We start from the raw sequence: 12,317 nt of genomic DNA, 5'->3' as shown, positions 1-12,317 counted from the left end.
GCTCCGAATGAAACCAACGCTCAAAATCACAAACCCTTCGTTTTTAAAAAGAATTCTTCCCGTAACATTGTCCTTCGTTCTATTACCATTCTTCTTTTTTTTAAACGCGGAAGATCCGGATTCTTCCAGAGTGGTCGGAAAAATTCAATCGGTGACGCTCTTTTCCGATCGGGCTTTGATCCGAAGAAATCACGAGGTCAAACTTCAGGGAGAAGATACGGCTCTTCGTTTTGTGCGCCTCCCCGCGACCGTGATTTTAGATTCGATTCGAGCTTCCTCTGACGGGGGGTTGGGTATTTCTTCGGTTTCCATTCGTACGATTCCGGCGGGTGAAGATTCCGAACTCACAAACGATCCCTTAAAAAAGAAAATGATTTCGATTCAACAAGAGATCCGTTCGGAAACCGATCGACAAACGAGTTTTCGAGAGCAACTGAAACTTCTCTCGACCTTGGGACAACTGACAACCGAAGAATCCGATCGACAACTTCGTTCCAATTCCATCGACGTCAAAACTTGGTCTTCGAGTTTGGAATTTTTAGAGAACCGCAGAAACGGATATCTCGAAAAAATACAGAAGTCCGAAGAAAGATTAGAATTTTTGAATAAAGAATACGCGCAAGCGAACTCGGCATTCTTACGAATGGCCGACGCAAAAAGATGGTCCAATTCCGAAGTCGAAGTCGTCTGTTCGGGCAAACCAGGTTCCAAAGGAACGGTCTCCATCGAATACTTAGTCACGAACGTTTCTTGGAGAGGAGTCTACGATCTTCACGGTTCTTCCGAAGGAGGCGACTTCCGTTTGGAATCCCGCGTCGCCCTCCGTCAATATACGGGAGAAGACTGGAAGAATGTGGACCTAACGATTTCGAGCGCGAAACCTTCCGCAGCGATCTCCTTACCTCTGCTCAAACCTTGGAGGGTCAGCCAAGGAAGCCTTTCTCAACCCGGATACAATAAGAACGCGGTCGACTCCGACGAACAAAGCCCGACCGATTCGGAAGTTTCGGAAGGAGAGGACGTCGCCAATTTCACATTCCGTTTACCTAATAAAGAAACCGTTGTCAGCGATAATTCCGAACACAGAGTCTCGATGGACAGCGCACAGATCAAGGGAATCGTGTCTCATGTCGCCGTCCCTACTCTTTCCAATTACGTCTTTCTTAAAGCTAAATTTAAGAATACCACGAAGATGCCCTTACTCTGGAACGACGTAAAAGTTTTTATGGACGGAAGTTTTATAGGAAGTTATACTCCGGGAAATAGAACCGCGATCGGTCAAGAATTTGAAATGTATCTCGGACCCGATCAAAGAATGAAACTCAAAAGAACTCTCGTAAAGGGAGACGTTGCCGGCGGCGGGTTTTTGGGCAAGACGGTGCAGATCGAAAACCAGTGGCAGATCGAAGTCTCCAATTTTACGAAACGTCCCCGTCAAGTAACCGTCTACGATCAGTATCCGGTCGCCGCCGATCCGAATATCTCCACAAAATTTTTAGGGTCGAGTCACGAGGGATATAAGAAAGACGCGAACGGAACCCTTTCCTGGAATCTTCTTATCAAACCTGGAGAAAAAGAAAAATTCGATTTTTCCTATTCGATCGAAATCCCTCAGTCGATGTGGACAAGTTTGGAAAACGTCCGCAACGATCGTAAGACTTCCAACGAAATCGACGACCTCAGAGAACAAAACGCTCCTGCGAGTCCGAAAAAAATCTACAACTTAGAAAGAATTTTCAAGTAAGAATCGGGCGCTTCCATTGTTTTGGAGAGACGTTCTAAATTTAAAATTGATCCAATAATTTTGCGAAACGAAAAGAATTCACTTTACAAAGTTCTAATTTTTCCGCGGGTTCACACAAATCCTCTCTCAAAGGATTCTCCTTTATGTTCCGAGTCGTTTCCGATCGATCCAAAGACGCGCGAGTTCCCTCATTTTTTTTTGATTTTTAGTCGGCCTTTTTTTGGAAGCTGCACGTTTTTCCAAGACTTCCAAGAGAGGATCTGTTATTCTTCTTCCATAAAAAAAGAAGAAGGCAACAAGATGACCGTCGCCGAATTGCTAAACCACAATGTACCTGCGGATATTTTCACCTTAAAGGAAAACTGCAGCCTCATAGAACAAGCCCAGAATCTGATCGACCAATGTCATCCGGGTGCGACTAAGATGAAAGTGTTAGAAGTGACTTCCGAAATTTCGGAAGCGGAGATTCCATATTCACAGAGCAATCGTGCGCTCCACGGATTTATGCACGGAGGTTGCTTTTTCAGCGTCGGAGATACTCTTACTTCGCTCATGGCTTTCTTTCACGTGCAAAACGAAAAAGAAAGAACGCTGACGATGGACGCGTCCATCCGTTATCTTCGTCCGGTGCGAACGGACACAGTACGCGCTAAAGCGAGACTCGTTCGAAAAGACGGAAAACTTTTGGAATACGTCTGCGATTTTTTCAACGAAGAAAATAAAAGAGCCGCGCAAGCAAAATACAGATATGCGATTGCGGAGCCTCGTTGATTTTTTTTGTTAACCGCGACTTGATCAGAGGAAGTTTTCTATTGCATCCTTCTCCTTTGCGTATAGGATGAAGCGATGCAGAACGTGATTTGTGCACTCAGAGGCGCGGTATTGTTCGTTGGAAAATTGCCCGATCTCGCTTTTCATTCGACGGTTACATCCGCTACGGTCGTCGGTCTCGATATGGATATCAAAAAACGAATCGAAGGAAAGGAAGAATGGATGAGCGCACGTTGTTTCGTATTCGACGGAACATTGAGCCATGAGACCGTTCTCAGGGGAACGGTTGGTATTTTGTTCGCAGATCCGGGCAGCGAGATAGGAGCGATTCTTGCAAACGAAGCCGGACCGAGCGGACTTTCCGAAAACCCGTCCTGGGCTCCGGAGTTGATTGCGACTTGTTTCGAAATTCTTAATACTGCTCCGGAAGGTTATCCGAATGTTTTAGGCAAATCATTTCCCTTCAACCGTTTGGCACCTTTGAAGAATATTCTGGAAGACGACCGCCTAATCCATGTTTTACGAAAGTTGGTGGAATATCCCGAAGAAAACGTAAACGTCGAAGAGCTCGCTGAAGAAATCGGAATGTCCTCCTCTTGGCTGCAACACGAATTTAAGAACGTGGTCGGATTGCCGATTCGCGCCTTCCGCAAATGGTTCCGCATCAAGAGCGCGGTGATCGCACTCAAACGGGGCGCTTCGCTCGCGGACGCAGCCCTTGCCGCGGGGTTTTACGATCAGGCTCATTTCACGAACATGTTTCGTGAAATTTTCGGAATCTCGCCTTCCGCCGTATTCGGAAAGGGGGAAACGATTCATTGGTATATTCAAAACGAGGAAATGGAAAAAATCCTAAACCCTTTGAGAAAGATTCCGAGTTAGAATCCGAATTTCCGTGAGTTCGTTTCATTTTTCCAAATTCTTCTCAAGTAAATCTTGACCGCTTTCTTTTTCTAAAGATCCATATCTTTCCAAGATGAATCAAGACATCGATATTTATCTCAGAAAAAGTATTTTGGATCCCTTTCAGAAAAGACTTCGGATCGATTCAAAGACCGTTCAATACGGGGATCAACAACTGCGTTGTTACGATATCAAAGAAATCCGATACGGAATCACTCAACTCTATATCAACGGAATCAAAGCCAATCGGCTTTATTCCATCGGAATTCGGGACGGAAAAAATCAAACGATTCAGATCGGATTTCAATCCCTACGTCTTTTCGTTACGAACAAAAAAATCGAGGATCGGTATATGCAGATCATAGATTCTCTATGGGAGAATCTTACGAAAAGACTCGCAGAGCAAGCGCTCGAAAATCTGGACAACGGCAGACCCTATAAGATAAAGAATCTAGAAATCGCACCGCGAGGAGTAAATATGCGCGTGGTGAAGTGGTTTAAAAAAGACGAAGACCATTTTGTGGAATGGAAAGATCTCCGGAAGTATTCCCAGGAGGGACATCTGCATCTGTTTTCCGATTCCAACCCGAAAATAAAGATCAAGATCAACTTTCAAACCGTTTGGAACGCGCCGGTTGCGGCTTCCGTTTTGGAAACGCTATGGCGGGACGGAAGGGCCTATAAACTCGCGGAATTCCACGATCGGCATTAGAAACGGATCGACCTGAGTTTATTAGAGTATTTGTATATAAAAATATACAAATACTCTAACTCGCCTGTCGTCACTCCGTATCGTTCAATATTAGAATATTGATCAAGACCTCCGGCTTTAATCGCAAAAGCGGAAGCCGAAAATTTAAAACTTAATTTTTAGTAAAGACTTCTACCGAACCAATTCCCCGATCCTCCCGTCAATCCCGAACCGTCAAGAATTTTCGAAGCGGAAGAAGGAAGATTCGTATTCAAACCGCTTCCCGAAGAATGGAAGATAAACGTTCTTCCTAAATAATTTCCGTTGTTATAACCGGGCGAGCCTACATAAAGATCTCCGTAACCGTCTCCATTCACATCGCCGGTTGAAAGCCCCCAACCGTAGAGATCACCCATCGGACCCGTCATCGTAAGAGAAGCGGTAGTGGTATCCGTATAAGAAAGAATTGGGGACATATAGACATAGACGATTCCCTGCGCGGGTGCGTTCGGAGTCGAATTTAAAATTAAATCCGCCTTTCCATCCAAATCCAAATCTCTCGAAGCAATCGAGTTGCCAAGGTGATCGCTGATAACGGTTCCCAGTATGATAAAGTTCGCGGCGCTCAGGCCGCTGCTCGTCAAAATCCCCGCGGAAGTAGAAGAAGAAACATACACTACGACTTGCCCTTTTGCGCTGTTGAGAAACGGAGCTCCCGCGATTAAATCTCCGAAGCCATCCCCGCTTACGTCCGCAACGGCTACAGAGAATCCGAATTGACCACTGCCCGCCGTGTTCGCGAGCGTAGAAGAGACCGCGCCGATTCCGGTGGAAGATCCGTGATAGATCGAAACCCTTCCCTTCTGCGCGCTGTAGCCGTAAGCGCCTACAACCAAGTCGGAGTAGATATCGCCGTTGATGTTTCCTTGCGCTAACGAGCTTCCGAAAAATTCGTTAGTCGCCGATCCGATAAGAATGGCGGCCGCAGTCGTAGCGCTCGTATCTAAGATCCCCGAAGCGCCGGCGGAATGAAACGTGTACACCTTACCCGTGTTAGTCGAAGAATACGGAGCGCCTACGATAAGATCCGTAAAACCGTTCCCGTCCAAATCGCCCGTTTCCAACGCAAAACCGAATCGCTCACTCGCGACGGCCCCGTCGATTCTCGCGGAAGCAAAAGAGACAAAGGAAATATTCACCCCCGAATTCCCGGTGGAATAAAACGCATATACTTTACCCGTGTTTGTGTTTGCGGCGGGAGCGCCTGCGATCACGTCCGAATATCCGTCTCCGTTCAGATCTCCCAAAACAACCGACTTTCCGAATTCATCCGAAGCAAGGCCGACTATATAACGATTTGCTAAACTAGCATTCGTCGCGGCAATTCCGGACGTTCCGGAAGAATGAAAGATATAGACGATTCCTTGACCGTATTCGCCGATCACCATATCGACATAGCCGTCTCCGTTCACGTCCTTATTCGTGCCTTTTCGGACTTGAACCGAAGAAATCGCGGAAAGATTACCGGAAGAATCCTTGCTTCGAACCGCAATCGTATGTTGCGAACCGACGCTCCAAGTTGCGGCGCCGGACGGAAGTTTAAAATTCCAAACGGTCGTTCCGGAAGCGGACGCGTAAGCTCCTCCGTCTACGGAGACTTCAACGAGCGCAACTCCACCTGCGTCACTCGCGCTTCCTATCATAAATCCGGTTTCCACAAGACTTTTGTTCTTCAAGTTCTGAATCGAAACGCCGGGAGGAATCGTATCAGGCAAAGCGCCGGTCGTGAAGGACCAGTTGTATGCGGAAGCGATCGAATTGTTCGCGAGATCCTTTGCGCCGATTTGGATCGTAGCCGTGTATAAAGTTCCGGAAAGAAGAATCGAACTCGGCGTGAAGACGGCGCTCGTACCGGAACAACTCACAGTTCCAGGCACGGCAGATCCGTTGTTGAGAGTAAAAGTCGCAGTCGTTATGGAAGTGCAATCTATCGCTTCGCTGAAGGCCACCGTAACGTTCGCAGTCGTCGCGACTCCAACGGATGAGTGAATCGGGTTGACGATCGAAACGGTGGGAGCCGTAACATCCGGATCCGAACCGGTCGTAAAAGTCCAAACAAAAGGCGCGGCGAGCGGATTTCCTGCGAGATCTTTTACCGCGGTGGTGATCGTAGCCGTATAAGTTGTGTTATACGATAAAGTAGCGACCGGCGTGAATGTCGCGGAGGTGGATGAACAACCCACGGTTCCGGGAATGAACGATCCGTCGTTCAAGGTAAAACTTGCGGTCGTTAAGGTAGAACAGTTCATCGTTTCACTGAAGGCGACGCTGAGTGAAGTGTTTACCGGAACGGAAACGCTCGAATGGATCGGAGCAGTGAGAGATACGATCGGAGGTGTTAGATCAGCGATGGAAAGGGTAGTAAAGTTCCAAATAAAATCCGCCCCCAAAGAAGTGCCGTCCGACGATTTTAGATCTTTGGAAAGAATCACGGTGTACATCGTAGACGAAGCCAACTGCGAAGAAGGCGTAAAGATCAGATTCGAATTTCCGGCGCTGACGATTCCAGGAATCCGAGTGGAACCGTCCGAGAGTTGAAACGAAACGTTCGAGATCGAAGAAGAATCAAGATTCCGATTAAAGCCTACTTGGATCGAAGTGTTAATAGAAACGCCGTTGACGTCGACTCCGGGTGTAATCTGTGAAACGCCAAACGGAACGGAAGAAGATCCGCCTCTCCAATCGATGTAAGAAAAGATCGGCGGAAGACGATTGGAGCCTCCGTTGAGACAACTCGCAAAGCCCGATAAAAAAGAGAGGGAAACTAAAAATGAAAAGATAATGTGTTTCATACAACGCGTCCAACTTTGATTCGACTATCTTCATTGAGACTATATTTCGTTATACAATTATAACAACCGACTCCTATTGCATTATAAATCAATAAAATTCAAAGGAGAGCGTGATCACTCCGTAACGTACAAAACTGGGACAAGACGGGTTTCGCATAACGTTTTATCCGCGTTCAAACTACAATATTTGTGTTTTTTCGACGCTTCTCATTCTATAATTCCGCTTTCATTCAATTCTTTGCGAATTGTTCTCCCAATAAAGATAGAACCGTTCCGACTCCGGCCATCGCTCCCGAAGCGGCGGCCAACAAAACGGAATGAGCGGGACTAACGTTGTCCCCTCCGGCAAAAACGCCTTCCACCGAAGTCGCCCCTCTTTCGTTGACCTTGTAAAAACCGAACTGGTTTTTTTCACAACCGAGCGTTTCACCGATCGGAGATTTCAGCGAGAACGGCAGAGTCGGTTGAAAGAAAACGGCTTGTCGCTCTTTGACTTTCCCGTTTTCCAGAGAAACCGCTTTCAGTTGTTCTCCTTCATAGATAAAACCGGAAATTTTTTCCTCTATCAATTCGATTCGATTTCGCTTTAATAAATCCTTTTGTTCCTCGCCGAACTCCGCCTTCCCGTTCGTAAAAAGAATCAAATCGGACGCAAGATCGTTCACCATCGGCAACATGTGAAACGTCATTTCACTGTTCGAAATCAAACCCAAGCGAGAACCTCGAATTTCAAAACCGTGACAGTATGGACAATGAAAGATGGTTTTTCCCCAAAGTTCTTTGAAGCCGGGAACAGACAAAGGTTTGTCTTCCACTCCGTAAGCGAGAATGACTTTCCGAAAACGAGCAAACGTCTCGGAAGATAACTTTGCAACGAAACCCGAAGAGGATTTTTCAACGGACAAAACCGATCCGTCAAAAAACTCTATCGTTTTGTATTTTTCCAAGTCCTTCTTCGCCAATCGCCTCCATTCCGCCGGATGAATTCCGTCCCTCGTCGGGAAGTTGTTGAGGTGGGAAGAAGGCGCATTCCTAGGACGGCTATCGTCGCAAACCAAAGCCGTTCTGCTCATACGACCGAGGGAAAGAGCCGCACTCAATCCCGCCGGGCCGCCTCCGACGATCAAAACTTCATAATCAAATTTCATTTTAAACTCCTTTCGACCTAAAAAATATATTCAAGAAATCTAAACCTCTGATCGCGTTGAACGCGGCGCGTTCGAATACGAATCTTCTTCTTGAAATCGCTTCTTCGGTCAAGATCCGCGTTAAAATTCCAAACGGAATCTAAATTAAATTGGAACAAGCAACGGAAGAATGTAAAGACTTATAAGAAAAAGAGCCGATTTTTTTCTATTTATTTTTAATTGAATTGATTTATTGATACCAATAAAGTATCAATAAGAATATGGATTTATCGAAATTGAAATCGTTCATCGTCGTAGCGGAAGAACTCAACTTCAGAAAAAGTGCGGAAGTGCTGGGAATGGCGCAGCCGCCATTGACCCGATTGATCTCCTCCATCGAAGAGGAACTTTCCACAAAACTTTTTGAAAGAACGACAAGACAGGTCAAGTTGACGGGAGCCGGAGTTTATCTGTTGAAAGAAGGAAGGGAAATCATAGAGAGAGTGGAAAATCTGGAAAGAGAAGTCCGCTCGATCGGCAAACTCAAATCGGGCGGACTCAGCATCGGCTTTTCCACCGCAACCTTCTTAGCGAGTTTACCTCAGATCATCGGAGAATTCCAAGATCGATTTCCAAAGTTAAAATTTCAACTTCATCAGGAATCAAGAAGTCGAATCCTAAAAGGTCTGAGATCTGGTCAGTTCGACGTCTGTTTTATGGAAGGTTCCGTAAACGAAGAAGGAATCGAAAGACATTCCGTCAACGACGAAGGCTTTGGAGTTTTAGTTCCTAAAAAACATCCCTTGGCAAAAAGAAAAGAAATCGAACTGAACGAACTTAAAAACGAAACGATCATCCTTCACCCAAAAAAAGAGACCGGAAATTTTTACGATACGATCTTTCAACTTTTCAAACAAGGCGGAATCAAACCGAAAGTGTATGTAAAGAACGAAAGAGAAAGTTGTCCTATCTTAGTCGCCACGGGCAAAGGAGTTTCTCTGACGATATTAGGCGCACAGAATGTCGCCCCATCCGAAACTCAGTTTGTTCCGATCAAAAAATTATACTTACCCGTATCCGTATTTTGGATCCCCGAAAATAAAAATCCTTCGTTAAACACTTTCCTAAGTTTCGTAATCGAAAGCAGCGCTTTAAAAAACAAAAAAGCAGAATGCCTGATGGACGTCATGAGGCTCTAAACAAAGCGACACTAAAGTCATTCACAACCAACCTCCAGGAACATTAGAAACCCTTAATTCTTCACATTTTCGTTTATACCGATCGGAAAATTACGATCTAAAAAGAATCGAAAAGGAATGAACTCTATATAAATCTTCTCGAACTACGCGGTTTCAAAAACAAAAACGTTTCTAGTTGAAACAAGACGAATTCTTAATTTGATTACGGCGAAGGGATTCGATTTTCGTTTTTTAAAAATTTTCATTTTTGAACTTGTGCACGTCCGATACTTGCACATTCTTTAAGATATGAAACCTTTGATGTTAGTATTGGATGACTGGGAAGGAAGGATCGCCGCCTCTTCCGCATGGAATCAAATTGAGGATCACGTAACTATCAAATACGCAACAAAACCTTTGGAGGAAATGCCGGAAAAAGAAATCGCAAACGTTACGTTCTTAATGGCGATCCGCGAACGAACGCCTCTCATCGCAAAAGTTTTTGATCTGCTTCCGAATTTAAAATTGATTCTGCAAACCGGAGGTCACGCCTATCATATCGACCTCAAAGCCGCTTCGGAACGGGGAATTCAAATCGCGCTGGGAAGAAGGGCGAAAGCTCCCGTTCTTTCCGTTCCGGAGTTAACGATCGCAATGATGTTGAATTTGTTTCATCTGATCCCCCAAGCGCAGATTGAAATGCGAAAAGGCGAATGGCCAAGATCGCTGGGCAGAACCTTGAACAACCGTAGATTAGGAATCTTAGGATTGGGAAGGCACGGTTCCAAGGTCGCTGAAATCGCCAAATCGGCGTTTCAGATGGATGTGGTCGCTTGGGAAAGGTCGAAAAACGAACAGGCGTCTAACGTAGGTTATCCGAGACTTCCCCTCGACGAACTTTTGAAAACGAGCGATGCCGTAAGCGTTCATCTCCGTTTGTCTCCGGAATCGGCGGGATTATTGACCCGCAAAAAACTCGAGTTGTTTAAGAAGGGTTCCGTCTTAATCAATACTTCTCGCGGCGCCATCATAGATGAAACGGCCCTAGTTTCAATTCTCAAAAAAGGTCCGATCGCGGGCGCAGGTTTGGACGTCTTTGAAACCGAACCTCTCGATAAAAATTCGCCGCTTCGAAATCTTGACAACGTACTGTTGACTCCTCATATCGGATGGACCGTCGAGGAAGTATTCGAAGAATTTGCACAGATCGCGTCCACACAAGTTCTCCAATATCTAAACGGAACCCTTTCCTCTTCGGAGATCATAAAATAACAGAATATTATAATGTACTTTTTTATTTCCATTTCGGAATTAAAAATTTTTCGATTTGACCTTTGTTCGAATTTGCAAGCAGATCCGATTTTTTCGGACTATGAAAATTTTACCGCCGCTCGATGAGCTTAGGATCAATTCTTATCAAATCCGGCGGAGGCCAACCATTCCGTCTCCAATCTTTCAAGATACCAGAGATCTCCTGTCAATTGAAACATTTGAACGGTTCCCTCAAAAGAAATTAAAAATCTCTTAGCGGCGATTTCGGAATCGATCGATTTGGGAATGGTCCCTTCTTGAATATTTCTTTTGATAAAATGACGGACCGCTTCCAACCAACGTTCGGTGAGAATTTTAATCTCTTCCGCTAATTCCTCGTCCATGAGCGCTTGCGTTCTTAAATTACCGAGCGAACAGCCCTGCAATTCTTGAGCGATCGCTTGTTCCTTTAGAGCGCGCACCCAGGCTTTCACGAATTTTCGATAGTCGGGATTCTTATCCATCAACACCTGCATCGATTCAAGGAACTGATCGGTTCTCCGGCGAATGTAGGCCTTCGCGAGGTCGGATTTTGTGGGAAAGTGAAGATAGAAACTGGCCTTGTGAGAGCCGGAGGATGCGAGAATTTCCGCCAGACTGGAAGCCGAATATCCCTTGTTATAAAAAAGATCATCGGCAGTCGTTAGGATGTCCTCATACGCGGACTTGGAATAACGTCTTTTTTTCATAATCGCCTCATTTTTAAATAGACTAATCGTCTATTTCAAAGAATTCTTGCCATAAATAGACAACTAGTCTATTTATGCTTGATACGCAACTCAATAATGATCGAAACAAGCATCGACCCCAATTTAATAAAGGAAGAATTTTATGGCCGATAAATATTCCGGAGCCTGCTTTTGCGGTTCCGTTGAAATCGAAGTAAGTGGATCGCCCGAGGCGATGGGTTATTGTCATTGCAGTTCCTGCCGATCATGGTCCGCCGCCCCGGTTAACGCTTTCACTCTTTGGAAACCGGAAAATGTGAAGATTACAAAAGGCGCCGAGTTCGTCGGAAAGTTTACGAAAACTCCGGCGAGTGATCGGCAATTTTGCACCAAATGCGGCGGACATCTGCTTACGGTTCATCCTACGTTCGGTCTTACGGATGTTTACGCCGCGACAATTCCGAGCTACCCGTTCTCTCCCGCAGTTCACGTAAATTATCCGGAAAACGTTATGCGAATCAAAGACGGACTTCCTAAGCTGAAAGATTATCCGGCCGAGATCGGCGGATCAGGCCAGATCGTTCCGGAATAGGATCGTGTTTGGAGAAGAATCAACCGGGAAGTCGGCCGTTCAAGTCGGCTTCCTTTCTTTTTCGCTAACGTTATGTGTGCTTTAAGCCCCACTCTCTCAGCGTTTTTAAGACCGGGCCTAAGGATTTTCCGAGCGGGGTCAAACGATATTCCATCCTCGGAGGATGTTCCGAATACAATCGCCTAACGATGATTCCATTCTTTTCCAATTCTTTGAGCCGGGTCGACAGGACGGCCGGAGTCACTCCGGATAAGGAGGTTTCCAAATCGCCGAACCGCTGTACATCGGCCTTGATAAAAAAATCCCGCAAAATGAGTAAAGTCCAACGTTCCCCGATCAAATCCAAAGTACGCGCGACCGGACAATCCAGCTGATACGATCTTTCCATAACGGATCATTTATTCGATTGACAAAAAATGTCAAATAACTTTCTTTAACATAGTCACTATTATTTACATAGTAACTAACTTCGAATTTTGA

The 12,317-nt window shown here is 45.5% G+C and carries 11 protein-coding genes; 7 read left to right on the top strand and 4 right to left on the bottom strand.

Annotated elements, in window-relative coordinates; all coding sequences use genetic code 11:
• The first annotated feature begins 7 nt into the window (after positions 1–7).
• The 4 genes from CH376_RS05510 (at position 8) to CH376_RS05495 (ending at position 4,130) form a co-directional block, all read left to right on the top strand.
• Positions 8–1,744 (top strand): mucoidy inhibitor MuiA family protein, encoded by a 1,737-nt coding sequence (locus CH376_RS05510; protein ID WP_100786898.1) that lies wholly within the window; start codon positions 8–10, stop codon positions 1,742–1,744.
• A 300-nt stretch (positions 1,745–2,044) separates the two neighbouring features.
• Entirely contained in the window at positions 2,045–2,515 is a 471-nt protein-coding gene (locus CH376_RS05505) for a PaaI family thioesterase (protein ID WP_100786956.1), read from the top strand.
• 75 nt (positions 2,516–2,590) lie between these two features.
• On the top strand, positions 2,591–3,397 hold the full coding sequence (locus CH376_RS05500) for a helix-turn-helix domain-containing protein (protein ID WP_243394792.1): 807 nt from the start codon (positions 2,591–2,593) through the stop codon (positions 3,395–3,397).
• A 94-nt stretch (positions 3,398–3,491) separates the two neighbouring features.
• Positions 3,492–4,130, top strand: a complete 639-nt coding sequence (locus tag CH376_RS05495) for a hypothetical protein (RefSeq protein ID WP_100786897.1) — start codon at positions 3,492–3,494, stop codon at positions 4,128–4,130.
• A 158-nt stretch (positions 4,131–4,288) separates the two neighbouring features.
• On the opposite strand, the gene CH376_RS05490 is transcribed toward CH376_RS05495, so the two are convergent.
• Both CH376_RS05490 and CH376_RS05485 read right to left on the bottom strand, forming a co-directional pair.
• Positions 4,289–6,961 (bottom strand): Ig-like domain-containing protein, encoded by a 2,673-nt coding sequence (locus CH376_RS05490; RefSeq protein WP_100786896.1) that lies wholly within the window; start codon positions 6,959–6,961, stop codon positions 4,289–4,291.
• 230 nt (positions 6,962–7,191) lie between these two features.
• Positions 7,192–8,109, bottom strand: a complete 918-nt coding sequence (locus CH376_RS05485; protein ID WP_100786895.1) for an NAD(P)/FAD-dependent oxidoreductase — start codon at positions 8,107–8,109, stop codon at positions 7,192–7,194.
• Positions 8,110–8,384: 275 nt separating this feature from the next.
• On the opposite strand from CH376_RS05485, the gene CH376_RS05480 reads away from it, so the two are divergent.
• The gene (locus CH376_RS05480; protein WP_243394791.1) at positions 8,385–9,287 is read left to right on the top strand and encodes a LysR family transcriptional regulator; all 903 of its coding nucleotides are present in this window, start codon (positions 8,385–8,387) and stop codon (positions 9,285–9,287) included.
• Positions 9,288–9,587: 300 nt separating this feature from the next.
• Positions 9,588–10,538 (top strand): NAD(P)-dependent oxidoreductase, encoded by a 951-nt coding sequence (locus CH376_RS05475; protein WP_165781796.1) that lies wholly within the window; start codon positions 9,588–9,590, stop codon positions 10,536–10,538.
• A gap of 134 nt (positions 10,539–10,672) precedes the next feature.
• On the opposite strand, the gene CH376_RS05470 is transcribed toward CH376_RS05475, so the two are convergent.
• Positions 10,673–11,266, bottom strand: coding sequence for a TetR/AcrR family transcriptional regulator (locus CH376_RS05470; protein ID WP_100786892.1), 594 nt, complete (start codon positions 11,264–11,266; stop codon positions 10,673–10,675).
• A 142-nt stretch (positions 11,267–11,408) separates the two neighbouring features.
• On the opposite strand from CH376_RS05470, the gene CH376_RS05465 reads away from it, so the two are divergent.
• Positions 11,409–11,837, top strand: a complete 429-nt coding sequence (locus CH376_RS05465; RefSeq protein ID WP_100786891.1) for a GFA family protein — start codon at positions 11,409–11,411, stop codon at positions 11,835–11,837.
• A 70-nt stretch (positions 11,838–11,907) separates the two neighbouring features.
• Here the strand turns inward: CH376_RS05465 and CH376_RS05460 are convergent, their stop codons facing one another.
• Positions 11,908–12,225 carry a winged helix-turn-helix transcriptional regulator gene (locus CH376_RS05460; protein WP_100786890.1) on the bottom strand — a complete coding sequence of 106 codons (318 nt, stop codon included), beginning with the start codon at positions 12,223–12,225 and terminating at the stop codon, positions 11,908–11,910.
• Between the last annotated feature and the right edge of the window lie 92 nt (positions 12,226–12,317).

Source organism: Leptospira adleri, assembly GCF_002811985.1.
In the GTDB taxonomy this organism is placed as follows: Bacteria; Spirochaetota; Leptospiria; order Leptospirales; family Leptospiraceae; genus Leptospira; species Leptospira adleri.
This window is presented reverse-complemented; position numbering and strand designations above follow the sequence as displayed.

Bases quoted from the DNA above. Each gene is read 5' to 3' on its own strand.
- CH376_RS05510 (WP_100786898.1), top strand. From the start codon at position 8: ATGAAACCAACGCTCAAAATCACAAACCCTTCGTTTTTAAAAAGAATT.
- CH376_RS05505 (WP_100786956.1), top strand. From the start codon at position 2,045: ATGACCGTCGCCGAATTGCTAAACCACAATGTACCTGCGGATATTTTC.
- CH376_RS05500 (WP_243394792.1), top strand. From the start codon at position 2,591: ATGCAGAACGTGATTTGTGCACTCAGAGGCGCGGTATTGTTCGTTGGA.
- CH376_RS05495 (WP_100786897.1), top strand. From the start codon at position 3,492: ATGAATCAAGACATCGATATTTATCTCAGAAAAAGTATTTTGGATCCC.
- CH376_RS05490 (WP_100786896.1), bottom strand. From the start codon at position 6,961: ATGAAACACATTATCTTTTCATTTTTAGTTTCCCTCTCTTTTTTATCG.
- CH376_RS05485 (WP_100786895.1), bottom strand. From the start codon at position 8,109: ATGAAATTTGATTATGAAGTTTTGATCGTCGGAGGCGGCCCGGCGGGA.
- CH376_RS05475 (WP_165781796.1), top strand. From the start codon at position 9,588: ATGTTAGTATTGGATGACTGGGAAGGAAGGATCGCCGCCTCTTCCGCA.
- CH376_RS05470 (WP_100786892.1), bottom strand. From the start codon at position 11,266: ATGAAAAAAAGACGTTATTCCAAGTCCGCGTATGAGGACATCCTAACG.
- CH376_RS05465 (WP_100786891.1), top strand. From the start codon at position 11,409: ATGGCCGATAAATATTCCGGAGCCTGCTTTTGCGGTTCCGTTGAAATC.
- CH376_RS05460 (WP_100786890.1), bottom strand. From the start codon at position 12,225: ATGGAAAGATCGTATCAGCTGGATTGTCCGGTCGCGCGTACTTTGGAT.